Here is a 23,136-nt window from a genome sequence, read left to right as displayed (position 1 = left end):
GTCTAACTCGCTGCGAACGGTCGTTCAACGCGATGTTATCTGGTGCTAAAGCGGGCGGATCGCGATTGATCGGGCGCTAAATGCGTCGATTCGCCTTCTTCGTGTGGAACGGGAGCGCAAGCCCGAACCCGCGCGGCGCCACAAGCGATTGCTTCTCCAACAGGTTGTGCAAGACGCGAGCTCACGCTTCCAATGAGCGTCTCGCGTTCGAGCCCACTTGCACAGCCGTGAATTTCTTTCACACTTAGGGGCTTGTATGACTAACGCAGTTACCGTCGCAAAGGATAAGGCGTATGTAGTTCCGTTCGAGCAGTTGCGGATGACCGATGTGGAGATTGTCGGCGGCAAGAACGCGTCGCTAGGCGAGATGATCAGTCAGCTCGCCGAAGCCGGCGTGCGCGTGCCGACCGGTTTCGCCACGACGGCACTGGCTTTCCGTGACTTCCTGCATCACAACAACCTGACGGAACGCATCGCCCAACGTCTCGAGACGCTCGACGTCGACGACGTGAAGGCGCTTGCCGAAGCGGGCAAGGAGATCCGTCAATGGATCGTCGACGCTCCCATGCAGCCGCAACTCGAAGCCGACATTCGCGCGGGCTTCGACACGCTTCAAAACAGCTCGCCTGAAGAGCTGTCGTTTGCCGTGCGTTCGTCGGCAACGGCGGAAGACTTGCCGGACGCATCGTTCGCGGGTCAGCAGGAAAGCTACCTCAACGTGGTCGGTATCGAAGACGTGCTCGATCGCATGAAGCACGTGTTCGCGTCGCTCTACAACGACCGCGCTATTTCCTATCGCGTCCACAAGGGCTTCACGCATGCTGAAGTCGCGTTGTCGGCCGGCGTGCAGCGCATGGTGCGCTCGGACGTCGGCGCGGCCGGCGTGATGTTCACGCTCGACACGGAATCGGGCTTCAAGGACGCGGTGTTCATCACGTCGAGCTACGGTCTCGGCGAAACGGTCGTGCAAGGCGCGGTGAATCCGGACGAGTTCTACGTCTACAAGACCACGCTCGCGCAAGGCAAGTATCCGATCATCCGCCGCTCGATCGGCTCGAAGCTCATCAAGATGGAGTTCACGAAGGCCGGTGAAGAAGGCCGCGTGAAGACCGTCGACGTGACGCACGAGCAGCGCAACCGCTTCTCGATCACCGACGAAGACGTGATCGAACTCGCGAAATACGCGGTCATCATCGAAAAGCACTACCAGCGTCCGATGGACATCGAGTGGGGCAAGGACGGCCGCGACGGCAAGATCTTTATCTTGCAGGCGCGTCCCGAAACGGTGAAGAGCCAGGCGACGGGCAAGGCCGAGCAGCGCTTCAAGCTGAAAGGTCAATCGAACGTTCTGGCTACCGGCCGCGCGATCGGCCAGAAGATCGGCGCGGGTCCGGTGCGCGTGATTCACGATCCGTCGGAAATGGACCGTGTGCAGCCGGGCGACGTGCTGGTCGCCGACATGACCGACCCGAACTGGGAGCCGGTCATGAAGCGCGCGTCCGCAATCGTCACGAATCGTGGCGGCCGCACGTGCCACGCGGCAATCATCGCGCGTGAGCTGGGCGTGCCGGCCGTGGTCGGCTGCGGCGACGCGACCGACGTGCTGAAGGATGGCGCGCTCGTCACGGTTTCGTGCGCGGAAGGCGACGAAGGCAAGATCTACGACGGCCTGCTCGAAACGGAAATTACCGAAGTGCAGCGCGGCGAACTGCCGCCCATTCCGGTGAAGATCATGATGAACGTCGGCAACCCGCAACTGGCTTTCGACTTCTCGCAACTGCCGAACGCGGGCGTCGGTCTCGCGCGTCTCGAGTTCATCATCAACAACAACATCGGGGTTCATCCGAAGGCGATTCTCGAGTACCCGAACATCGACCAGGACCTGAAGAAGGCCGTGGAAAGCGTCGCTCGCGGTCACGCGTCGCCGCGCGCGTTCTACGTCGACAAGCTGACCGAAGGTATCGCGACGATCGCCGCGGCCTTTTATCCGAAGCCTGTGATCGTGCGTCTGTCGGACTTCAAGTCGAACGAGTACAAGAAGCTGATCGGCGGTTCGCGCTACGAGCCGGACGAAGAGAATCCGATGCTGGGCTTCCGCGGCGCGTCGCGCTACATCGCCGAAGACTTCGCCGAAGCGTTCCAGATGGAATGCGTCGCGCTGAAGAAGGTGCGCGAAGAGATGGGCCTCGACAACGTCGAGATCATGGTGCCGTTCGTGCGTACGCTGAAGCAGGCGGAGCGCGTGGTCGGCTTGCTGGAGAAGTTCGGCCTGAAGCGCGGCGAGAAAGGGCTGCGTCTCATCATGATGTGCGAAGTGCCGTCGAATGCGATTCTCGCCGAAGAGTTCCTGCAATATTTCGACGGCTTCTCGATCGGTTCGAACGACCTGACGCAGCTCACGCTCGGCCTCGACCGCGACTCCGGCATGGAACTGCTGGCGGTCGATTTCGACGAACGCGATCCGGCGGTCAAGTTCATGTTGAAGCGCGCAATTGAAACGTGCCTGCGTCTGGACAAGTACGTCGGCATCTGCGGTCAGGGTCCGTCGGATCATCCGGACTTCGCGCAATGGCTGACGGATGAAGGCATCAAGTCGATCTCGCTGAACCCTGACACGATCATCGAGACGTGGCAGCAGTTGGCGAAATCGTCGACGAAGTAAGCGTGCGGCGTGCCGCGTCCTAAGCGGCACGCATAACGAAGAGTGCGGCATATCAACGGCGCGTCAAACGCGCGTCAGCGGCGCAGTGAAGCGCGTCCTGAATGCCGGTAATTTGTCCGCGCTTCGTGCTATAAACACCCCGGTAGATCCGGGGTGTTTTGCTTTGTGGAGGTCGACGTGGCGCCAGGGGGATTGTTCTGGTGGGTCGGGGCGGGCGTGCTGGTCGTGCTGGAATTGCTCAGCGGCACGTTCTATCTGCTGATGATCGCGCTCGGTTGCGTCGCGGCGGCTATCGCGCATATTGCGGGCGCCGCCGCCGACGTGCAGTTCGCCGTTGCCGCGGTCGTCGCGCTGGCGGCCGTGTTTGTGCTCAAGCGTTCGCGCTTTGGCCGCAGGACGCGCAAGGAAGCGTCCGCGAATCCGGACGTCAATCTCGACATCGGGCAGACGCTCAGCGTGCCCGCGTGGCACGAGCGTCGCGCGCGGGTCAGCTATCGCGGCGCGCAATGGGACGCGGAGCTCGCGCCCGGCGAGCCCGAAGACGCCCAAACCTACGAAATCATCGAACTGCACGGCAGTTGTCTTGTGGTCGCGGCGAAGCGGCCCGCGACGCATCATGTCAATACGCGGTAAGCGTCGGAAATGCGCTGACTTGCTTAATCCAAACCAGTCAACCGAACTAGTTAACCAAACTAACTAATCAAACCAACTAAAGATTGGAGGGCGTAAATGGATTCGACCATTATCGGGGCGGTGCTGCTCGTCATTGTGATCGTGCTGGCGGCGCAGACCATCAAGATCGTGCCGCAGCAGCATGCGTGGGTGCTGGAGCGGCTCGGCCGCTATCACCGCACGCTCACGCCGGGCCTGAGCTTCGCGTTTCCTTTCGTCGACCGGATCGCGTACAAGCACATTCTCAAGGAAATTCCGCTCGAAGTGCCGAGCCAGGTCTGCATCACGCGCGACAACACGCAGTTGCAGGTGGACGGCGTGCTGTATTTCCAGGTGACCGATCCGATGAAGGCGTCGTATGGATCGAGCAACTTTGTGTTCGCGATCACGCAGTTGTCGCAGACCACGCTGCGCTCGGTGATCGGCAAGCTCGAACTCGACAAGACTTTCGAGGAGCGCGACTTCATCAATCACAGCATCGTCTCGTCACTCGATGAAGCAGCGGCGAACTGGGGCGTCAAAGTCCTACGCTATGAGATCAAGGATCTGACACCGCCGAAGGAAATCCTTCACGCGATGCAGGCGCAAATTACCGCCGAGCGCGAAAAGCGCGCGTTGATTGCAGCTTCGGAAGGGCGCAAGCAGGAGCAGATCAACATCGCGTCCGGCGGGCGCGAGGCGGCAATCCAGAAATCGGAAGGCGAGCGGCAGGCGGCGATCAACCAGGCGCAAGGGCAGGCCGCGGCGATTCTTGCGGTTGCCGAGGCCAATTCGCAAGCCATCCAGAAGATTGCTGCTGCGATTCAGTCGCATGGCGGCATGGAGGCGGTAAACCTGAAGGTCGCCGAGCAATACGTGAACGCGTTCGGCAATCTGGCGAAGCAGGGCACCACGCTGATCGTGCCAGGCAATCTCGCGGATATGAGTTCGATGATCGCTTCGGCGCTGGCCATCGTGAACAAGGGCAAGAGCGGGGTGGCGGAGGCGCGCTGAGCGCGCGTTGGTTTTTGCGTTGGGCGCCGTTGCGCCATCGCTGGTAAAAAAATGGCCCGCAGCAAGCGGGCCATTTTCATCGTGCTCGGCAAACACTGCTCTGGCAGCGTCGCGGCAAACGCCCGCGCAAAACTCAGGTCGGCGAGCGCATCAAACGCGCCTTTTCGCGCTCCCAGTCGCGCTTTTTCTCGGTTTCGCGCTTGTCGTGCATCTTCTTGCCCTTGGCGAGGCCGATCTCGCATTTGACGCGGCCGCCCTTGTAGTGAAAATTCAGCGGCACGAGCGTGTAGCCGCGCTGTTCCACCTTGCCGATCAGCTTGCTGATTTCTTCGCTGTGCAAAAGGAGCTTGCGCGTGCGCACAGGGTCGGGGTTGATGTGGGTCGAGGCTTCGGGCAGCGGGCTGATGTGCGTGCCGATCAGGAACAGCTCGCCGTTCTTGATCACGACGTAACCTTCCTTGATCTGGCCGCGCCCGGCGCGCAGCGCCTTGACCTCCCATCCTTCGAGCACGAGCCCTGCTTCGTAACGTTCTTCGACCGAGTAGTCGTAGAACGCTTTTCTGTTGTCGATAATGCTCATGAATGGAAAGTGCCCAACTCGTTTAAAATCACGATTTTAGCAAAGCGGGGCAAGGAAAGCCCGCCGCGCCCGTCCACCCTTGCCACGTGCTGTTCAATTTATGGCAGATGTCCAGAAAACCGTGTTGATCCGCCATTCGGCGGAACAGATGTTCGACCTCGTCACCGACGTCGCCGATTACCCGAACTTCCTGCCCTGGTGCGGAGGCGTCGAGGTCCGTCATCGGGACGATACCAGCATGGAGGCGAAGATCGACATCAATTTCAAGGGCATCAAGCAGCACTTTGCGACGCGCAACAGCATGGAGCGGCCCACCCGCATCGACATGGAATTCGCCGACGGGCCGTTTCGCAAGTTCACCGGCTTCTGGCGCTTCACGCCGCTGCGCGCGGACGCCTGCAAGATCGAGTTCGCGCTGCACTACGAGTTCACCAACATCATCCTCGAAAAGATCATCGGGCCGGTGTTCAATCACATCGCCAATACATTCGTCGAATCTTTCGTGAAGCGCGCGGACCAGCGCTACGGCAAGGCATGAGCGAGCGTCTGTCCGTCCAGGTCTGTTATGCGCTCGCGAACGAACAGGCGCTCGTCGACGTGCAATTGCCGGCGGGCGCCACGCTCGCACAGGCTATCGAGGCAAGCGGCATTCTTCAGCGTTTTCCTCAGATCGATCTCGGGACGCAAAAGTTCGGCGTATTCGGCAAGCTCAAGCCGCTCGACACGGTGCTCGCCGATCACGACCGCGTCGAGATCTACCGGCCGCTGCTCGTGGACCCGAAGGTGTCACGCCAGCGTCGCGTCGAGAAGACCCGCAAGGCGGGCTCGATCGAAGGACGTCGCTGGCAGAACAAGGATTCGCGTTAGGCGGGTAGGTTGCTCGGTGCGGGCTGCAATGCGGGGCGGCCCGTGGACCGTGCGTGCTAGGGCGCCGAACCCTGAGCCTTTTCTTCGACCGGCGCAGTGCCGCCGGAATCGTCGTCCGCATGCTGACGCACCGACCAGCACACGCCCGCCACCAGCAACAGAATCGCGGCGAGTTCGAGCGGCCGCGGCAGGCGCTCGTCGTAAATGAACGCGTAGAGCAGCGCGAACAGCGTTTCAAACACGATCATCTGACCGGAAAGCGTCAACGGCAGCCGCTTCGACGCCGCATTCCACAGGCCGTTGCCAAGCCATGACGCGCCGATCGCGAGAACCAGATTGAGCGCCCAGAAGCTGTGCCAGCGGCTTTGCGCGAGTTCGCCCTGCGGGCCGCCCGGCGGCAGCGCGGCGATCGCGAGCCACAGCGCGGCGCCGAGCGCGCCCGTCACGACGCCCCACAGCACGGACCACTCGTTGCCGCTGAAATGCGTGTGCCGTTGCAGGTAGCGGGTGTTCTCGACCGCGAACCACGTCCAGCAGCCGAGCGCGCCGACCGCGCAGGCAAGGCCGAGCAGCTTCGTCAGGACGCCGGCGGGCGTGCCGTCGGCGGCCGTGAAGACGTCGATATTGATGCAGACGATGCCCGCCATCACGACCGCAAGCGGCCACGCGAGGCGCGCGAGCGGCACCGCGCCGCGGTCGCCTCGGCCCATCAGCGTGACCGTCACCGGCAATACGCCGACGATCAGCGACGCCGGCGCGATGCCGACGAGGTGCACCGCCGCCGTCAGCAGCAGGTAGTACAGGAGATTGCCGCCCAGCGCGAGCTTGACGAGCGCGACGAGGTCCTCGCGAGTCAGGCGCTTCAGCAGCGAACGCGCCGTGGGCAACGCCGCTGCGAGCGCGACCACGCCGTACATCGTGTAGCGGCCGGCCGACAGCAACAGCGGCGAAAAATCCGGCAGCACGCGCGGGACCAGAAACACCATGCCCCATAGGGCTCCGGCCATGACTCCATAGGCGACACCGCGCTGCATCGACTGCTCCTGCGAGAAAACTGGAATGGTCGCAAGCGTAGCCGGCCGGCGCGAGAGGCGTCTTGTTTGATTCTGCATTCGGGCCCGAGCAAACGAAACGCGATCGAACCCGAGGCGAACGGCGAAGCGAAATCAAGGGTGTAAAAGCCACGAAAAAATGCGCCCGAAATTCGCTAAGCTGCTGTTCGCGCAGTGAAAAGCGGGGAGGTATCGCGTATAATTCGCTTTTGCGCCTATAGGATTTGCCATGCGTCTGATCCAAACAGCACTCACGTTCGATGACGTGCTCCTCGTCCCGGCCTTCTCCGATGTTCTGCCGCGCGACACCAGCCTCAAGACCCGGCTGACCCGCAACATCTCCCTGAATATGCCGCTCGTGTCCGCCGCCATGGACACCGTCACCGAAGCCCGTCTCGCCATTGCGATGGCGCAAATGGGCGGCGTCGGCATCATCCACAAGAACCTCACGGCTGCCGAGCAGGCGCGTGAAGTGGCCAAGGTCAAGCGGTTCGAGTCAGGCGTGGTGCGCGATCCGATCACGGTGCCGCCGCAAATGAAGGTGCGCGACGTCATCGCGCTGTCGCAGCAGCATGGCATTTCCGGCTTTCCGGTGGTGGAAGGCTCGCAGCTGATCGGTATCGTGACCAACCGCGACCTGCGTTTCGAGGAGCGTCTGGACGAGCCGGTGCGCAGCATCATGACGCCGCGCGAGCGCCTCGTGACCGTCAAGGAAGGCACGTCGCTCGCCGAGGCCAAGGCGCTGATGCACAGCCACCGCCTCGAGCGCGTGCTGGTCATCAACGACGCATTCGAGCTGCGCGGCCTGATGACGGTGAAAGACATCACCAAGCAGACCGAACACCCGGACGCCTGTAAGGACGAGCACGGCAAGCTGCGCGCGGGCGCGGCCGTCGGCGTCGGCGCGGACAACGAAGAGCGCGTCGAACTGCTGGTCCAGGCGGGCGTGGACGTGATCGTCGTCGACACCGCGCATGGCCACAGCAAGGGCGTGCTGGAGCGCGTGCGCTGGGTCAAGCAGAACTTCCCGCACGTCGAAGTGATCGGCGGCAACATCGCCACCGCAGCGGCGGCCAAGGCGCTCGTCGAATACGGCGCGGACGGCGTGAAGGTCGGCATCGGCCCGGGCTCGATCTGCACGACGCGAATCGTCGCCGGTGTCGGCGTGCCGCAGGTCACGGCAATCGCGAACGTGTCGGAAGCGCTGAAGGGCACGGGCGTGCCGGTCATCGCAGACGGCGGCGTGCGTTTCTCGGGCGACGTCAGCAAGGCGCTGGCAGCGGGCGCGAACGCCGTCATGATGGGCAGCATGTTCGCCGGCACGGAAGAAGCGCCGGGCGACGTGTTCCTCTATCAAGGCCGCCAGTACAAGTCGTACCGCGGCATGGGCTCGGTCGGCGCAATGAAGGACGGCGCGGCGGACCGCTACTTCCAGGACAACTCGGCGAATATCGACAAGCTGGTGCCGGAAGGCATCGAAGGCCGCGTCGCTTATAAGGGTTCCGTGAACGCGATCCTGTTCCAGTTGATCGGCGGCGTGCGCGCGAGCATGGGCTACTGCGGCTGCCGCACGATTGCCGAGATGAACGAGAAGGCCGAGTTCGTGCAGATCACGGGCGCGGGTTTGCGCGAGTCGCACGTGCACGATGTTCAGATCACCAAGGAAGCGCCCAACTACCACGTGGACTAAACGCCAATGAAGCCATTGCTGCGCGCTGTACTGATTGTCGATGCGCTGTTGCTGCTCGCGTTCGGCTTGCTGTTCCTGCTGACGCCCTGGACGTCGTTGTACAACGCGCTGCTGTTGGTGCAGACGCAGCCGGCTCTTGTCGGCCAGGCGTTTGGCCTGGCGCTCATCGGGCTCGCCTGGCTTGCGTTGCATGCGTCGATCGACGGGGCGCTGACTTCGTCGGTGGCACGTGTGGTCGGCCATGTGAACTGGCTGACCGGCGTGCTCATGCTGGTGTGGCTGCTCGGGCTGCATACGCCGTCGCTGAGCGCGTTTGGGCAGATCGTCGCGGTGCTGACCGGTGTCGTGCTGCTGGTGCTCGGTCTTGGCGGCGTGCGTTTGTCGGGCGCGGTGCGGCGGCGCGAGAAGTTGCGCGTCGCTGAGGCTGTTGCTGCTGAGCGCGCCGAAAAGCAGGCCGCAAAAGACGCCGCCAAAAACGCCGCGAACCTCGAGGCGAATCGCCGTGAACCGGTTGTGCCGGCTACGGCGGGGTTTCCGGTGTATCACGCGGAGCCGGTGGTTGAGCCTGTTATCGGTCGTGGCGTTGATCCGGTTGCAAGGCCTGGCGTGGCGCCTGTGGTGCCTGTGGTGCCCGCGGCGTCCGAAGCACCGTCGGTCAACCCGACGACCTCCGCCCATTTGCATGCCACGACGGGCGAAGTGCTGAGCCCATCGGAGCGAGCGGCACGCGCTGAAGCTGCTGCCGCACGCGACGATGCCCGCAATGCCGCCGACGACGCCGCGAATGCGCCACGGCCTCCGTTCCATGGTTGACGGGCCGCGCGCGACTCGTTTGCCGAAGCAACCGGAATCCGCACGCGCGCCGCACCGCAGCCTGGTGACCCATGTTGTGGCTTCGGGTGCAACGAGCGAACGTCACGCGGGCATCAGCATCGCGTTCCGCTTTCTCGCCGCTGCGCTTCACCGTCGCAAGCCCCGGCCGTTTGTTCCCTCGTGGACCGCTTTGAATTCAACGCCGCGCCGTACGCGCGGCATTCCGTATCCGCTCACTTTTGACATCGTCCGCTGCCATGCATGACAAGATCCTGATCCTCGACTTCGGTTCGCAAGTCACCCAACTGATTGCACGTCGCGTTCGCGAAGCCAACGTGTATTCGGAAATCCATCCGTATGACGTCGATGCTTCGTTCATCCGCGACTTTGCGCCGAAGGGCGTGATCCTGTCGGGCGGACCGAGCTCGGTCACTGAAACCGACACGCCGCGCGTGCCGCAAGTGGTGTTCGAACTCGGCGTGCCCGTGCTCGGCATCTGCTACGGCATGCAGGCCATGGCCGAGCAACTCGGCGGCCGGGTCGACATCGGCCATCTGCGTGAGTTCGGTTATGCCGAAGTGCGCGCGCGCAATCACACGAGCCTGCTCGAAGGCATCAGCGACTTCACGACGCCCGAAGGCCACGGCATGCTGAAGGTGTGGATGAGCCACGGCGACAAGGTGCTGGAGATGCCGCCGGGGTTCGCGCTGATGGCATCGACGGAATCGTGCCCGATCGCCGCGATGGCCGATGAGCAGCGCCATTTCTACGGTCTGCAATGGCACCCGGAAGTCACGCACACCGTGCAAGGCCGCGCGATGCTCGAGCGCTTCGTGCTGCAGATTTGCGGCGCGCGTCCCGATTGGGAAATGGGGCATTACATCGACGAGGCGGTCGCGAAGATTCGCGAGCAGGTCGGTAACGAGCATGTGATTCTGGGTCTGTCGGGCGGCGTGGATTCGTCGGTCGCGGCGGCGCTGTTGCATCGCGCGATCGGCGATCAACTGACGTGCGTGTTCGTCGATCATGGCCTGTTGCGCCTGAACGAAGCCGAACAGGTCATGGCCACGTTCGCGGATCACCTGGGCGTGAAGGTGATTCACGTCGACGCGAGCGATGTGTTCCTGCGCAAGCTCGAAGGCGTGACCGATCCGGAAGCGAAGCGCAAGATCATCGGCGCGGAATTCGTCGAAGTGTTCCAGACGGAAGCCGGCAAGCTGACCGACGCAAAGTGGCTCGCGCAAGGCACGATCTATCCGGACGTGATCGAATCGGCGGGCAAGGGCAAGAAGGCGACGCAGACCATCAAGAGCCACCACAACGTGGGCGGCCTGCCGGAGACGCTGAACCTGAAGCTGCTCGAGCCGCTGCGCGAACTGTTCAAGGACGAAGTGCGCGAACTGGGCGTGAAGCTCGGTCTGCCGCCGGCCATGGTGTATCGCCATCCGTTCCCCGGTCCCGGCCTGGGCGTGCGGATTCTCGGCGAAGTGAAGCGCGAGTTTGCGGACCTGCTGCGTCGCGCGGACGCGATTTTCATCGAGACGCTGCGCACGTTCATCGACAAGGAAACCGGCAAGTCCTGGTACGATTTGACGAGCCAGGCGTTCGCGGTGTTTCTGCCGGTGAAGAGCGTCGGCGTGATGGGCGACGGCCGGACTTACGAGTATGTGGTCGCGCTGCGCGCGGTGCAGACGCTCGACTTCATGACCGCGCATTGGGCGCATCTGCCGCACGAGTTGCTGGGGCATGTGTCGAACCGCATTATTAATGAAGTGCGCGGGATTAACCGGGTGGTGTACGACATTTCGGGGAAGCCGCCGGCGACGATTGAGTGGGAGTGATTTAGACTGCTCCCAAGTCGTTCGGAGAGGTCCGATTTTCCATGTTTTTCCTTAAAACATGGGGTTATTGTCCGGTGTGGTCTACTGTGATCCGGGCAATGCCAGATAGAAATGTCGGTATAGGTGACGGTACCGACATTTCTTCCTCGGACGGCCTTGTCCGATACCGTCGAATCAGCCTGACGGTATTGGTTGACGGTATACGTTCGAGGAGTCCCTATGCTCACAGACATGCAGTTACGAGCGCTGAAGCCGGCTCAGAAGATCTTTAAGATTGCCGATCAGCGCTGGCTATATGCGGCAGTGACGCCTTCAGGCACGGTGAGCTTCCGGTACGACTACCGGGTGAACGGTCGCCGGGAAACCCTGGTTATAGGCCGCTACGATCCATCACTTTCCGCACGGAGGCCACGCAGGCCAGACGAACTCGGATTCGGAATGGCTATCGAGGCGCTGACGTTTGGTAAGTGGGCGGAGAAATACTTTGTGGAGACTGCTCTTGCCGACTCCACACGGGCGATGCGCAAATCGGTATACGAGCGGAATCTCGCTTCGGAATTTGGCCGGCTGAAGTTGGAAGAGATCACGCCCGCACGACTGATGGCGCGCTGCGCGAAGATCAAGGAGAGGGGCGCTGCTGCCCCTGCCGCGCAGGCGCGTGACATCGTTCTGCAGGTTTACCGTTTCGTGCAGGCACGGGGACTAAAGGTGGACAATCCTGCGGAGGCCATCCGCCCGTCTGCGATCGCCAGCTTCAAGCCGCGCGATCGGACGCTGTCGCCTGCTGAAATCCATGTGTTTTTCAGTGCATTGGACAGACGCCGACGATGCCTACGCTGCGCCTTGCTATCAGGTTCATGCTGCTCACGCTGGTGCGCAAGTCCGAGTTCATTCTGGCGATGTGGGGTGAGATAGATTTCGACGCCGCAGTCTGGACAATTCCGAAGGAACGGATGAAGGCCGGTCGCCCCCACATTGTCTATCTGAGCCAATAGGCTCTGGACATTCTGGTCGCATTCAAGACGTGCTTCGGAGCGAGTTCATACGTGCATCCCGGCCGCTATGAGACGGCCTCCCCAATAAGTATGGCGACTCTGAACCGCGTCATTGACAGCACCGTCAAGCTGATACGCGACGACGGGACAGATTCCGATCCTTTCACGGTACATGATCTGCGTCGGACGGCCAGCACGCTCTTGCACGAAGCAGAGTTCAACACCGACTGGATCGAGAAATGCCTCGCTCATGAACAGCGTGGCGTGCGCGCGGTCTACAACAAGGCAGAGTATGCAGAGCAGAGGTGGGCGATGCTCCAGGCGTGGGCAGATATGCTCGACGGCTGGATTGCTACGAATCCAAAGGCGAGCGTCCTAGCGCTGGCGCAGCCAGCCAAGACTCGTGAGTACATCGCTTGAGCTCGAACTTCTGTGTGCTCAAGAATGTACCCGTTTGCACTTGAATCGCCATGTTTGACGCTGGACGGCAAGAAACAGAATTTGGTAGTACGTCGAAAAATTTTTCTTGATGAGTCGGACTCCTATTTATCCTTCCAAACATTGCTTGGTGCCAGGAGAGGACTCGAGTGTAGTGTGGAAACAACTGTTTTCAAACAGAAAATTCAGTAGTGTCTCGTCTGTTATACGTACGTGTATACGCAAAACGACTGGATTTCAGAGGATGCTGTTCGTTTGTTGAAATTGTTCCTGTGCCGCGAAGCCGCCGGTCAGGCTCGTATGGTTGCGGCGATCTGTACCTTGCACGAGCTGCAGCTGGTAGGAGGTTAAGATTCTCTTTCTCCCACCAAGGCAATCAGGGCCTTATGGACGCATGTCCATATAGCTTTTTTCGTTTGAGGCTGAGTTTTTCCCGAGGCGGCTGAAAACGGTACATCGAGCGCCAGTAAACTACCTAGAGCGACCACTCAATCGGCTCTAGCAATATTCGGTCGGCGCATGAGTATCGCTGAAAGCGACCCGGCGCCCGGGAGGCCAATGGACGCCACAGGAACCGTCGTTCGAGCGACCGTCAGTCGGGTGATGCGCCAGCACATCCTGGGCTCAAGGTTCATAGTGGCGCTTGCCATTTTGCCTGTGCGCGGCTTGAGTCGAACGCCGAGCGTTAGCCGCCTTAACGGTCCACACAGCCTTATATGGACACCGCCCGGTTTGCCAAGTCGATCTTGATGTGATGCGGTAACGAGGTATCGGCTGCGGTCTTATATCCGGCTTCCCTCAACATCGCATTCCAACTCTCCAAGCATCTTCATCGCCTCGATGACGTCAAGCGCCTGACCAGTTTTGACTTCTTGGCCGACGTCAACGAAAGGTTTGTCCCCGGGTTGCTCGCATGTGCGCGCTCCGGATAGTGGTCACAGACCGATCATCTGATGACTGGCTTGATCGGGCCAAGCTGATTGAAGCGTCAAAGCCACTGGCACAAGAATCCAGGCTGGTTGCCGGTGCTTCCGGTCGGTAACCGGAAAGCAATGTCCAACAGTTGTTAGCGAGGCTTTACCACTGATGATGGACAAACGGTGCGATCTTTTTCAGATATAGCGCGCGAAGGACCTCCATGGCCGAATCTGTGAGGGGCGGCAGTTCGCTCGCCTCAGAGTTTGCTTTGGCTTGCGCCGCGTTCTTCGCTCCTGGGATGACAGTCGTCACCCCATCGTTCATGAGGATCCAGCGAAGCGCGAACTGCGCCATCGTGGCATTTTGCGGTACGAGTGAGCGGATTTCCTCGACGGCGTCCAGCGCGACGTCATAAGGAACGCCGGCAAAGGTCTCGCCCTTGTCGAAGGCCTCGCCGTTACGATTGAAAAGGCGATGGTCATTGGCCGCAAACGTCGTCTCGCGCGTCATTTTTCCGGTGAGCAGGCCCGACGCAAGAGGTACCCGGATAATGACGGCGATTCCTCGGTCGCGAGCTTCCTGAATGAAGCGGGCAGGCCTTTGCCTGAAAATGTTGTAGATGATCTGTACCGACTTCACGCCCGGATATTCGATCGCTTTCAGACCTTCTTCGACTTTCTCGACCGACACACCGTAGCTGCTGATCTTTCCCGCTGCGATCATGCGGTCCATCGCATCGAAAACCTCCGGCCGGTAATAGACCTCGGTCGGTGGACAATGAAGCTGTACGAGATCGAGCCGCTCCATCTCCAGGTTCTTCAAGGACCGGTCGACAAAAGCATTCAGATTCGCTGCGGTGTAGCCTTGTGCGACGTGAGGGTCGAGTCTCCGCCCGGCCTTGGTCGCCACGAAGGGTCGCGGCCCCGAGCGTTCCTTGAGCACGTCCGCGATGATCCGCTCCGAGCGGCCGTCGCCATAAACGTCGGCGGTGTCAATGAAGGTTGTACCGTTATCGAGCGCTGCATGCAGAGCCGCCTTTGCATCACTCTCGGCGACGTCGCCCCATGAACCTCCAATGGCCCACGCTCCAAACCCGATTTCAGAGACGCTCTTTTCTGCGTGTCCGAATTTCCGTTGTTTCATCTTGATTCTCCGTTCATGGCATGAGTTGTCCGCCGTTGACCTCGATAATCTGCCCCGTGATGTATCCCGACATGGCGGGAGACGCGAGGAACAGGAACGCGCCGACGCACTCCTCCGGTAGGCCTTCTCTGCCCATCGGCACCGTGGCAGTCTGCGACGCCCAGATTTCCGGCGGCGTGTATTTGTCGTGGAACGGCGTCTGTATAAGTCCGGGTGCTACTGCGTTGACCCGGATTCCGTCGCGTACAAATTCCTTTGCGTGGCCACGGGTCAAACTGCTGACAAAGCTTTTTGAAGCCGCGTAAAGCACCGCTCCTGCGCCGCCGCCCGTACGCGCTGCAACGGACGACGTATTGATCACGTAACCACGTGATTCCTTGAGAAACGGATGGGCGGCCGAGGTCGCTTCCCAAACCGATCTTGCGTTCAGATTGACGACGCGTTCAAAGTGGCTGGCGGAGGCGCTTATAGATGTCAACCGTCCCAACATGGCGCCGGCGTTATTGATGAGCCCATCGAGTCCGCCTAGCAGTTGCGCCGCTTCCTTCACGACCCGTGATGCTTCGCCCGGCTCGCTGACGTCACCGTGGACAAGATGAATGCGCTCCGGCGATTCCGCACGCAGCGCTTGCGCAGCCGCTTCGCTCTCGTTGAAATGCGCGACCACGTGCGCGCCCTGTGCGGCGAATGCGCGAACAACAGCCGCTCCTATTCCAGTCGACCCGCCCGTGACGAAAATTCTCGTATCTTTCAGATCGCCGATCTGTAGTTGCTCAAGTCCATGCATGGAATTCCTCCGAATGGATATACACGAGCGGGGCATACGCCGCAGCGCCCAAAGTCCTCGACGAAGAAAATGATTACATACCGTAGAATGAAACGGATTCACTGGAACGATGAACTGCATTCATCATGGCAAAGAACGACCGGATCGATTTTGCGGACTTAAGGCTGTTTCTTGCGATAGTCAGGTGCCGGAGTTTCCGGCTGACTGCAATCGAACTCGGGCAGACGCCGTCAGCAGTCAGTCACGCGATGCGGAGGCTGGAAGACCGCCTGGGCGCGAAGCTGCTTAACCGGACGAGCAGGGCGGTTTCGCCCACGGAGGCGGGGCTCGATCTCGCTTCCCGGCTGGAAGACGGCTTCAATCAGATCGGCTCCGCTCTCGAGAGTTTTGAAGCGCCGGGTACCGCGCGACTCGGCTCTTTACGCCTGAATGTTTTCGCGGATGCCGCCCACTTGCTGGTCGCACCGGCATTGCCGGAATTCGCACGCCTGTGCCCCGATGTGCAGCTTACGGTCGTGGTCGACAACCGGCCGATCGACATCGTTGCAGAAGGATACGACGCCGGGATTCGCTACGGTCATCATGTTCCCGAAGACATGATTGCAGTGCCGCTTACCGGCCCGCAGCGATGGGTGATGGCCGCGTCGCCCGCATACCTGAAGAAACACGGCGCTCCTCGTCACGTCAGCGAACTGGCCGATCACAACTGCCTTCAGCTTTTGCTCGGTGACAATTCGAGCTACCGTTGGGAAGTCAGCGTTGCAGGTAAAACAACCCCGATCCGAGTGCCGGGGTCGATCACGATCAACGATACCGCGACCACGATTAGCGCGTGCAAGGCAGGAATGGGTATAGCGTATCTACTCGAGGCTCGAATCGCCGATGAGCTGGCGCGGCGTACCCTGAGAGTTGTTCTCGAAGACCATGCGTGCGCAGAGGATCCACTCCATATGTACTACAGTGGTCGTCGATACAACCACCCGGCGTTGCTTAGCTTGATCAATATCATCCGGAAACAGCAGTCACTCGCGAAGATTTCAAGGTCGCGTGAGTGAGCCGGACCTGCGCCGCCAATTGCTGCCGTTGCCTTTGCGACAAAGATTCATTGACGTGGATGTTCGTCATGCTGCCCGTCGCACGCGTTCGCATGCGACGGACGAGCGCTCCGATGCCGTTAGTGAGCAGCCGGCTCGTTCCTCCCCAGGCTGGCGGGCGCCGCAGCTGATAACCTCGTTTGCCCGGAAGCCGGCATGGCTCTGGAAAAGATGCCTGGCGGTGCGGCGTTTGCGCGGAAGTACGAGGCGCGTTTCCATCAGCCATTACAGGTTTATGCGCCCTTTGCCTATGTCGCGCAGCGTGACAAGATAGAAGCTTTTGAAGGTTCCCATCTGGATGGCACCGATGGCAAATTCCATGACCTTTGAATCGGGGAATGACAGTATCTTCATACTTCCACCCCCACGAAGCTCTTCCAGGTTGGATGCGCTGGTGAGGCAGGTTGCAACTTCAGTGAGCGTTCGGGATGTTGACGCATCGACAAGTGCCGATCGTTCTCGAATCGCCCCTGTCGAGATGCCTTGGCATCCGCAAATCAGTAAGCACAAGCCTCCAACAATGATCCACTTCACTCTTTGATCCTTCTTTTGGTTGTGTCAGCAACTTCTGGGGACCGTCAGCGTTTATGTGTTGCCAAACCGTTTCCGGTTAACGACCGGCCACAGCGCCAACGCGACGATTGCTATTTTTCACTGGTCCTTCGATATTATTGAAAAGAAGCGTCTGATCTCGGTGCTTCGTTATTGTCGGCGTAACGAAGCGCTTTCTCTAGACGGTCCCGCACGGTTGCCCAAAAGCAACAAGATTGTGATCGCTGAAACTTGACGTCTGTGCGCCGAGAGCGCAATACCAGTAGCCGCCGCCGTACCTGGAAGCGGCCATCGAAACTGCTCGAAGCTGAACGGCTGCAGGTGGGTCCGAATGCCGCCAACCGCGTCGGCCGGCAGACGGCGATGAGCCGCGGTTTCTATTCGGCGTCTCTCGAACGTTCAGACATTGGCTACAGACCGTAACCGGTGAGACCGGCACGAAAAGGGTGCTCCAAGAGCTCCGTCAGTGAGCTCGCAATTTCATGTTTGAGGATTCGCTCGCTGGATAATCAGCTGGGACTATGTCTTTCAACATGCAAGCAACGCGACTCTACTATCCTGAGCTTGCGCACCCGAATGGGCTTCTCGATGATGGTTCGGACAAAGCGCAGGAATCGTTGCTGTGCGTCAGCTCGGCGCAGTGGGCGACATGATGGGCTACGACTTCATCGATCTCGCCGGACACCCGCGCGCACTCCGTTTGCGCACCGTGTGATCGGGCTCTCGTTCGAAGATCTCGTGCGCATTCCCAATGTTATTGCTGTTGCCAGCGAGATACCGAGACTACTGCGGTGCTTGGCGCACTGCGCACCGGCGCCATTAACACGCTCGCGACGACCGAGGCGATCGCCCAGTCAGTGCTGAGTCTGGATGCGGCGACCATGCCTCGGCATGGCGCAGGATCCGAAGCGGCAAGCGCGACGTAAGCACCTACGTGTACCGGTGCACGCGCCCGCCGCGCCAGATCGGTAGACGGGAAAGCGGGCACGCTGTCCGGCCGGCGAGGCGATCCGCTGCAAACGGGCTGCAAACGGGCTGCAGACAGGCGGCAAACCGGCCGCGATGGCGCGTCCTGGTTTTCATGCTGCCGGTCCACATCCCCCCACCCGAAGGTGCAATTGCACGCGGCGCGCTCAACGGGCTCACCCCGTATCGCAAGCCGCCGCTTGGCGCTGCGATTTCAGATCGCGCGCGGTCGCACCATCGACTGGCTGCGCCAGTAGTCGAACAGCGTTTCCGGACTGTTCACGCCGCCGCCCATGCCGCTACTATTGATTCCGCCGTAGGGCACCCCGTGCGGAAACACGTTGTGCGCGTTAATCCAGCTATTGCCGGCCACCATCGCTTCCGCAACCCGCGTCGCGCGTTGCAGGTCTGCGCTCCATACACTGTTGGCAAGGCCGTAGTCCGTGGCGTTAGCGAGTTCGACCGCATGCGCCTCATCGCGAAACGTTGTGAGAAACGCCACCGGTCCGAAGATTTCCTCCCGGGATGCGACGTTCGCGGGGTCGCCCGCGAGCAGCGCCGGCTTCACATAGAAACCGTCGAAACCCGGCACGTCAGCCGGTCCGCCTGCGAGCAGCGCCCGCGCGCCCTCTGCCTGACCGCGCGCGAGATAACCGAGCACCCGGGCGCGCTGCCGCGCATTGACGACGGGTCCCATCTGCGACGCTTCATCCATCTGATATCCGACGCGCACTTTGGCGAGGCGCTTCGCACAAGCGTCGGCGAAGCGGTCATGGATGCGTTCGTGCACGAGCCAGCGCGTCGCATCACAACACACCTGGCCCGCGTGAGTGGTAATCGCGATAGCGAGCCTCTCAGCAGTTGCGTCGATGTCGACGTCGTCGAACACCACGGCCGCGCCTTTGCCGCCGAGCTCGAGCTTGCACGGGGTGAGGTTTGCGCCGCATGCGGCGCCGACGAGCCGTCCGACCTCCGGCGACCCAGTGAACGAAAAGCGCTTCAGGCGCGGATGTGCGGCGAGCGCGGCGCCTGCCGTCTGGCCGTGTCCGGTGACCACGTTGATGACGCCGTCAGGGAAGCCGATTTCGCGTGCGAGTCGGGCGAGGTAAATCGCCGACAGGGGCGTGTCCTCGGCGGGCTTGATGACGACGGTATTGCCCGCCGCTAGCGCGGGCGGCACGCCCCAGCCGATCAGCAGGATCGGGAAGTTCCACGGGAAGATGAAGCCGCACGGGCCCCACGGCTCGCGCGTGGTCCATGCGTCGTACCCGGAGACTGCTAGCGTCGTACGGCGCGTGGCGTGCAGTGCCATGTCCGTGAAATAGCGCAGTGTGTCGATGCACACCTGCACGTCCTGCTCGGCGGCCCGCACCAGTTTGCCGGCGTCGAGCGCCTCTATCTGCGCGAGGATTGGCTTGCGCGCTTCCAGCGCATCCGCGAGCCGATGCAGATGAACAGCGCGCTCGCTCGCAGCGAGCGCGGACCACGTGGGAAACGCGGCCGCGGCGGCGCTCACCGCGTCGTCGATATCCGCGCCGCCGAGCGCGCTGACCTGTGCGAGGTGGCGCGCACTGCCTGGATCGAACGTATCGAAACTGGTGCCGTCGCGTGCGAGCGCATCGCGCCCGCCGATGACAGAGGCAATCGGCGCGCCCGAGAGAAATTCGGCAACTTCGGGTAGCAGCGGAAAAGAGCTTGCAGCGTTCATTTGAGTCCCCGCATTGAATAAGAGAACAGCGGTACACGCGCCGCCAGCAGACGAGCGCGCGCAAGGAGAAAGAACGGCGCATAGGCGCAGCGCTGGCCGCGCACTTGCGCGCGCTCAGAGGAACGTTAAAGACACCGTTCCAAAACCTGTGAACGATCCGGTGACGCGCGCGCCGCTGTCAATGCGCTGAAGACCGGTGTACGTGCCGGTCGTTACGAACCGCCCGACCGGCACACCCGCATCGCGACGGAAGGCATTGACGAGCGCGATGGCCGGCAGGAGCGGGTCGCCGCTCGCATGGCCGCCGGTGCACTCAACCCTCACGGCATCGCCGACGGATAAGCGCGCTTCGAGCGTCGCCAGATCGAATGTGCGCCAGTCCGCGCGCGCATCCCCGGCGACGAACGCGCCGTTCGACACGCAGTCGGCCGCGCGATGCAGCCACGGGGCGTCCGCATAACTAGTGAAGCGCGAATCGACGATCTCGAACGCGACGAACGCGTTCACCGCATCGGCGACCTCGTCGTAGGTGTAGTCGAGCGCGCGCGGCGGCAACGCGCGCTCGAAGCGGAACGCGATCTCCAGTTCCACCGCGCGCATTGGCACGAGCGCGCCGTCGATCGACGCAGGGCTCGCGAACACGCGCGAACCCAGAATCGCGCCGCGCACGAATTCGCCCGCAGGCGAAGTCGTCACCTTCCAGCCGGCAACCTGTTCGCCGAGCAGCGAGACGGTCGCGTCCTGAATCGCGTGGACGTCAGCGGCGCTTTGCGGCGCCGCATGCGCATCGAGTTCCGCAAGCGGCAAGCGAGTGACGCGCGCCTCGGCGAGCTGCCGCGCCGCATGCGCGATGGTTTCGGGTTTCATCGTCCAGGCTCCATGCGTTACGCGAGTGTGCGGATCGGCTTGCCGTCGAGAAAGGCGAGCGTGTTTTCCACTTGCTGCCGATAGAACACTTCGTACACGTCGCGCGTGCTGTACCCTAGATGCGGCGTGAGCACCGCGTGACGCGCGGCGACGAGCGCGTGCGTGCGCGGCAGCGGTTCCTGATCGAATACGTCGAGCGCGGCGACAATGTGGCCCTCGCGCACCGCATCGATCAGTGCTGCTTCGTCTACGAGCCGCGCGCGTGACGTATTGACGAGCGTCGCGCCGTCCTTCATCCGCGCAATATCATTGCGGCCGACCACGCCGGCGGTACGCGCTGAGAGCACGAGGTGAACGCTGACGACATCGGCGGTAGAGAAGAGTGTCTCCTTGGCGGCGTATTCGACGCCCGCATCGGCAGCGCGCGCGGCCGTCAGGTTCGGGCTCCACGCAATGACACGCATGCCAAGCGCCCGGCCGTAGCCCGCCACGCGCGCGCCGATCTTTCCCAAGCCGACGAGTCCGAGTGTCTTGCCCGCGAGCGCGACGCCGGGCCGCGTGCCGCGCTGAAATCTGCCCTCGCGCACCGCACCGGAAGCCGCCTGCAAATCCCGCACAGCCGACAGCATCAGCGCGAGCGTGAGGTCGGCGGTCGATTCGACGCCTGGGCCGCCTTCGGTCAGGCACACGGTGATGGCGCGCGATTGCATGAACGCCATGTCGACGAGCGCCGCGCGCATGCCGGACAGGTTGAACATGCGCAGCTTCGGCAGCCGTTCGATCAGCGAGGCAGGAAATGCGGTGCGCTCGCGCATCGCGAGAATCACGTCGAACGGCGCGAGCCGGTCGGCCGCTTCATCTTCGCTTGCGAAGGGTTCGCCAAAAAATGCCAGCGACGCGCGCGCTTCGAGTCGGGTCCAGTCCGCGCAGCTACGCGCGGCATCCTGCCAGTCGTCGAGAATCGCGACGCGGCAGCGGGTGTTATCGGTATCTACGGCGTTCATTGGATGATTCCTGACAGAGCGATGCACTCATTGGCCATGAAGCCGGCGCATGAACATCGCCATGATGTCCTCCCAGACGGCTTCGGCGGCGTGCGGGTGGTAGTCGTTGCGCGCGGCAAAGCAGAAGCCGTGATGCGTGCCCGGCACCACGTCGACGCGCGCCGCGACATTGGCTTTTTCCATTGCATCGCGAAACGTGGGCACGACATTAGCGGGTACGGCCGGATCGATCTCGGCGAACGCGGCGTAAACCTCGCCCTGAATGTTGTCCGCGAGAAGATGCGGCGAATCGGGTTTGTCGGTCACCATGTTCACCCCATAAAGCGCCGCGACCGCCGCCATGCGGGGCAGACGCGCGGCGGCATTGACGACGAACGGCCCGCTCATGCAATGGCCGATTGCGCCGACAGGGCCGGGCGCCGCCTGCTCCTGCGCATCCAGAAAGCCGACCATGCCGTACGTGTCGTCGAGCACATCAGCGTTCGACAGGCTTGCCATCGCGCCGCGTATCAGTACCGACATCGCCTCGTTGCGGCGCGGTACGTCGAAGCGCAGCGTGCCGAGCCGGTAGTACAGATCCGGCAGCAGACAGTAATAGCCAGCACGCGCAATGCGCCGCGCCATGTTGCGCAGCTCCTCGCGAATGCCCGGCGCATCCATGAACAGGATCACCGGTGCATACATGCCCGGCTCGGACGGACAGACGGCGAACGCAGGCTGCGTCCCGTACTTCGTCGGAATTGCGACTTCTTTCTCGATCATCTCCACTCCCTGGCTATCGCGCCGGCGCTTTCTGGCCGAGCAACTGGTGCATACCGGCCATCAGCACCTCGTTGATCCATGCATATTTCATGAAGCTCTCTCGCGTGCGCTTGCCGACCGCCGCGATGCGCCGGTCCGCGTCGGCGACGGCCGCCTTTACCTGGGCGTGATCCGACTGCCCTGGATAGCCGAGATCCTGCGCGAGATCGAGCAGCCCGAAGCTCAAATAGTCGACGCCCTCGAGCGCCGCGAGCTCGCCCGCAATCTCGATGCCCTGCGCACTTTCGATCATCAGACACACCGATGCGCTTTCGTTGCACTGCTGCATATACGCGGTGCGATTCGCGATTCGCTGGCCGTATTCGGGCCGCCCCGCGCCAAAAGAACGCGCGCCCAGCGGCGCGAAATAGGTTGCGCTGATCACGCGCTGCGCTTGCTCGACCGTCTCGATGTGCGGTGCAACGATGCCGCGCACGCCGCGATCGAGAAATCGCGTGATGGTCGCGACGGAAATGTCGGGTACCCGCGCGATCGGCGTCATACCGTGACGTTCGGCGGCAATGCAGGCTGCCTCGACATCGCGCCAGTCAAACGCGCCGTGCTCGCCATCGATGTAGATGAACTGCAGGTCGGCCGCGCTCGCGACTTCGATGACGGCGGGCGCAGCAAAGGTCAGATGGATGCCTCGAATTGGCTGTCCGGTTGCCGCCGCGTGCTTTACATGGTTCATTT

Annotated in this window: 18 protein-coding genes and 4 pseudogenes; 12 read left to right on the top strand and 10 right to left on the bottom strand. The window is 61.9% G+C overall.

Translation table 11 applies throughout. The features are described 5' to 3' along the window. The first annotated feature begins 256 nt into the window (after positions 1 to 256). The 3 genes from ppsA to P0D87_RS06685 all read left to right on the top strand — a co-directional run bounded on the left by ppsA (position 257) and on the right by P0D87_RS06685 (position 4,327). Positions 257 to 2,662: a phosphoenolpyruvate synthase gene (ppsA, locus tag P0D87_RS06695; RefSeq protein WP_006048690.1), complete on the top strand. Its 2,406-nt coding sequence runs from the start codon at positions 257 to 259 to the stop codon at positions 2,660 to 2,662. 177 nt (positions 2,663 to 2,839) lie between these two features. Further along, entirely contained in the window at positions 2,840 to 3,295 is a 456-nt protein-coding gene (locus tag P0D87_RS06690) for an NfeD family protein (RefSeq protein WP_029970857.1), read from the top strand. A gap of 96 nt (positions 3,296 to 3,391) precedes the next feature. Continuing rightward, entirely contained in the window at positions 3,392 to 4,327 is a 936-nt protein-coding gene (locus tag P0D87_RS06685; protein WP_053858262.1) for an SPFH domain-containing protein, read from the top strand. Between the two features lie 133 nt (positions 4,328 to 4,460). On the opposite strand, the gene smpB is transcribed toward P0D87_RS06685, so the two are convergent. Next, a complete protein-coding gene (gene smpB / locus P0D87_RS06680) occupies positions 4,461 to 4,907 on the bottom strand; it encodes an SsrA-binding protein SmpB (RefSeq protein ID WP_006048693.1) in 447 nt (148 codons plus the stop codon). Positions 4,908 to 5,007: 100 nt separating this feature from the next. Between smpB and P0D87_RS06675 the strand changes: the two genes are divergently transcribed. Together P0D87_RS06675 and P0D87_RS06670 are read left to right on the top strand one after the other, a co-directional pair. After that, on the top strand, positions 5,008 to 5,445 hold the full coding sequence (locus P0D87_RS06675; RefSeq protein WP_006048694.1) for a type II toxin-antitoxin system RatA family toxin: 438 nt from the start codon (positions 5,008 to 5,010) through the stop codon (positions 5,443 to 5,445). Next, positions 5,442 to 5,774 carry an RnfH family protein gene (locus P0D87_RS06670; RefSeq protein ID WP_053858261.1) on the top strand — a complete coding sequence of 111 codons (333 nt, stop codon included), beginning with the start codon at positions 5,442 to 5,444 and terminating at the stop codon, positions 5,772 to 5,774. Before P0D87_RS06675 ends, P0D87_RS06670 begins: the two co-directional genes overlap by 4 nt. 56 nt (positions 5,775 to 5,830) lie before the next feature. On the opposite strand, the gene P0D87_RS06665 is transcribed toward P0D87_RS06670, so the two are convergent. Next, complete coding sequence (locus tag P0D87_RS06665) at positions 5,831 to 6,808, bottom strand: DMT family transporter (protein ID WP_006048696.1); 978 nt, start codon at positions 6,806 to 6,808, stop codon at positions 5,831 to 5,833. 247 nt (positions 6,809 to 7,055) lie between these two features. On the opposite strand from P0D87_RS06665, the gene guaB reads away from it, so the two are divergent. The 4 genes and pseudogenes from guaB (at position 7,056) to P0D87_RS06645 (ending at position 12,585) form a co-directional block, all read left to right on the top strand. Further along, positions 7,056 to 8,516, top strand: a complete 1,461-nt coding sequence (gene guaB, locus P0D87_RS06660) for an IMP dehydrogenase (RefSeq protein ID WP_006048697.1) — start codon at positions 7,056 to 7,058, stop codon at positions 8,514 to 8,516. Between the two features lie 6 nt (positions 8,517 to 8,522). Then, on the top strand, positions 8,523 to 9,329 hold the full coding sequence (locus P0D87_RS06655) for a hypothetical protein (RefSeq protein ID WP_053858260.1): 807 nt from the start codon (positions 8,523 to 8,525) through the stop codon (positions 9,327 to 9,329). 257 nt (positions 9,330 to 9,586) lie between these two features. Further along, positions 9,587 to 11,170: a glutamine-hydrolyzing GMP synthase gene (guaA, locus tag P0D87_RS06650; RefSeq protein ID WP_006048699.1), complete on the top strand. Its 1,584-nt coding sequence runs from the start codon at positions 9,587 to 9,589 to the stop codon at positions 11,168 to 11,170. 219 nt (positions 11,171 to 11,389) lie between these two features. Then, positions 11,390 to 12,585: pseudogene (locus tag P0D87_RS06645) on the top strand (tyrosine-type recombinase/integrase). An 800-nt stretch (positions 12,586 to 13,385) separates the two neighbouring features. On the opposite strand, the pseudogene P0D87_RS06640 reads toward P0D87_RS06645, so the two are convergent. From P0D87_RS06640 to P0D87_RS06630, 3 genes and pseudogenes are all read right to left on the bottom strand, one after another. Continuing rightward, positions 13,386 to 13,493: pseudogene (locus tag P0D87_RS06640) on the bottom strand (biotin/lipoyl-containing protein); the annotation flags it as partial. Between the two features lie 187 nt (positions 13,494 to 13,680). Beyond that, positions 13,681 to 14,664 carry an aldo/keto reductase gene (locus P0D87_RS06635; RefSeq protein WP_053858258.1) on the bottom strand — a complete coding sequence of 328 codons (984 nt, stop codon included), beginning with the start codon at positions 14,662 to 14,664 and terminating at the stop codon, positions 13,681 to 13,683. Positions 14,665 to 14,677: 13 nt separating this feature from the next. Continuing rightward, positions 14,678 to 15,451: an SDR family NAD(P)-dependent oxidoreductase gene (locus P0D87_RS06630; protein WP_053858257.1), complete on the bottom strand. Its 774-nt coding sequence runs from the start codon at positions 15,449 to 15,451 to the stop codon at positions 14,678 to 14,680. A 125-nt stretch (positions 15,452 to 15,576) separates the two neighbouring features. Here P0D87_RS06630 and P0D87_RS06625 point away from each other — a divergent pair, with 125 nt between their 5' ends. From P0D87_RS06625 to P0D87_RS06615, 3 genes and pseudogenes are all read left to right on the top strand, one after another. Further along, on the top strand, positions 15,577 to 16,506 hold the full coding sequence (locus P0D87_RS06625; RefSeq protein ID WP_053858256.1) for a LysR family transcriptional regulator: 930 nt from the start codon (positions 15,577 to 15,579) through the stop codon (positions 16,504 to 16,506). A 141-nt stretch (positions 16,507 to 16,647) separates the two neighbouring features. Next, positions 16,648 to 16,803, top strand: a pseudogene (locus tag P0D87_RS06620) (branched-chain amino acid ABC transporter substrate-binding protein); the annotation flags it as partial. Between the two features lie 925 nt (positions 16,804 to 17,728). After that, a pseudogene (locus tag P0D87_RS06615) lies at positions 17,729 to 18,023 on the top strand (sugar-binding domain-containing protein); the annotation flags it as partial. Positions 18,024 to 18,277: 254 nt separating this feature from the next. On the opposite strand, the gene P0D87_RS06610 reads toward P0D87_RS06615, so the two are convergent. From P0D87_RS06610 to P0D87_RS06590, 5 genes are all read right to left on the bottom strand, one after another. Then, positions 18,278 to 19,771, bottom strand: coding sequence for an aldehyde dehydrogenase family protein (locus P0D87_RS06610; protein ID WP_006048708.1), 1,494 nt, complete (start codon positions 19,769 to 19,771; stop codon positions 18,278 to 18,280). A gap of 114 nt (positions 19,772 to 19,885) precedes the next feature. Next, entirely contained in the window at positions 19,886 to 20,638 is a 753-nt protein-coding gene (locus P0D87_RS06605; RefSeq protein ID WP_051154099.1) for a 2-keto-4-pentenoate hydratase, read from the bottom strand. A gap of 17 nt (positions 20,639 to 20,655) precedes the next feature. Beyond that, entirely contained in the window at positions 20,656 to 21,642 is a 987-nt protein-coding gene (locus P0D87_RS06600; protein ID WP_053858255.1) for a D-2-hydroxyacid dehydrogenase family protein, read from the bottom strand. 27 nt (positions 21,643 to 21,669) lie between these two features. Next, positions 21,670 to 22,404, bottom strand: a complete 735-nt coding sequence (locus tag P0D87_RS06595) for a dienelactone hydrolase family protein (RefSeq protein ID WP_053858254.1) — start codon at positions 22,402 to 22,404, stop codon at positions 21,670 to 21,672. Between the two features lie 13 nt (positions 22,405 to 22,417). After that, positions 22,418 to 23,134, bottom strand: coding sequence for an HpcH/HpaI aldolase family protein (locus tag P0D87_RS06590; protein ID WP_006048713.1), 717 nt, complete (start codon positions 23,132 to 23,134; stop codon positions 22,418 to 22,420). Positions 23,135 to 23,136: the final 2 nt, after the last annotated feature.

The sequence above is a fragment of the Paraburkholderia sp. RL17-368-BIF-A genome, from assembly GCF_046054045.1.
GTDB lineage: Bacteria > Pseudomonadota > Gammaproteobacteria > Burkholderiales > Burkholderiaceae > Paraburkholderia > Paraburkholderia graminis.
The sequence above is the reverse complement of the archived record's forward strand: the minus strand, read 5'-3'. Positions and strand labels throughout refer to the sequence as shown.

Excerpts from the sequence above, each read along its gene's own strand:
- ppsA (WP_006048690.1), top strand. The coding sequence starts at position 257 with ATGACTAACGCAGTTACCGTCGCAAAGGATAAGGCGTATGTAGTTCCG.
- P0D87_RS06685 (WP_053858262.1), top strand. The coding sequence starts at position 3,392 with ATGGATTCGACCATTATCGGGGCGGTGCTGCTCGTCATTGTGATCGTG.
- smpB (WP_006048693.1), bottom strand. The coding sequence starts at position 4,907 with ATGAGCATTATCGACAACAGAAAAGCGTTCTACGACTACTCGGTCGAA.
- P0D87_RS06675 (WP_006048694.1), top strand. The coding sequence starts at position 5,008 with ATGGCAGATGTCCAGAAAACCGTGTTGATCCGCCATTCGGCGGAACAG.
- P0D87_RS06670 (WP_053858261.1), top strand. The coding sequence starts at position 5,442 with ATGAGCGAGCGTCTGTCCGTCCAGGTCTGTTATGCGCTCGCGAACGAA.
- P0D87_RS06665 (WP_006048696.1), bottom strand. The coding sequence starts at position 6,808 with ATGCAGCGCGGTGTCGCCTATGGAGTCATGGCCGGAGCCCTATGGGGC.
- guaB (WP_006048697.1), top strand. The coding sequence starts at position 7,056 with ATGCGTCTGATCCAAACAGCACTCACGTTCGATGACGTGCTCCTCGTC.
- P0D87_RS06655 (WP_053858260.1), top strand. The coding sequence starts at position 8,523 with ATGAAGCCATTGCTGCGCGCTGTACTGATTGTCGATGCGCTGTTGCTG.
- guaA (WP_006048699.1), top strand. The coding sequence starts at position 9,587 with ATGCATGACAAGATCCTGATCCTCGACTTCGGTTCGCAAGTCACCCAA.
- P0D87_RS06635 (WP_053858258.1), bottom strand. The coding sequence starts at position 14,664 with ATGAAACAACGGAAATTCGGACACGCAGAAAAGAGCGTCTCTGAAATC.
- P0D87_RS06630 (WP_053858257.1), bottom strand. The coding sequence starts at position 15,451 with ATGCATGGACTTGAGCAACTACAGATCGGCGATCTGAAAGATACGAGA.
- P0D87_RS06625 (WP_053858256.1), top strand. The coding sequence starts at position 15,577 with ATGGCAAAGAACGACCGGATCGATTTTGCGGACTTAAGGCTGTTTCTT.
- P0D87_RS06610 (WP_006048708.1), bottom strand. The coding sequence starts at position 19,771 with ATGAACGCTGCAAGCTCTTTTCCGCTGCTACCCGAAGTTGCCGAATTT.
- P0D87_RS06605 (WP_051154099.1), bottom strand. The coding sequence starts at position 20,638 with ATGAAACCCGAAACCATCGCGCATGCGGCGCGGCAGCTCGCCGAGGCG.
- P0D87_RS06600 (WP_053858255.1), bottom strand. The coding sequence starts at position 21,642 with ATGAACGCCGTAGATACCGATAACACCCGCTGCCGCGTCGCGATTCTC.
- P0D87_RS06595 (WP_053858254.1), bottom strand. The coding sequence starts at position 22,404 with ATGATCGAGAAAGAAGTCGCAATTCCGACGAAGTACGGGACGCAGCCT.
- P0D87_RS06590 (WP_006048713.1), bottom strand. The coding sequence starts at position 23,134 with ATGAACCATGTAAAGCACGCGGCGGCAACCGGACAGCCAATTCGAGGC.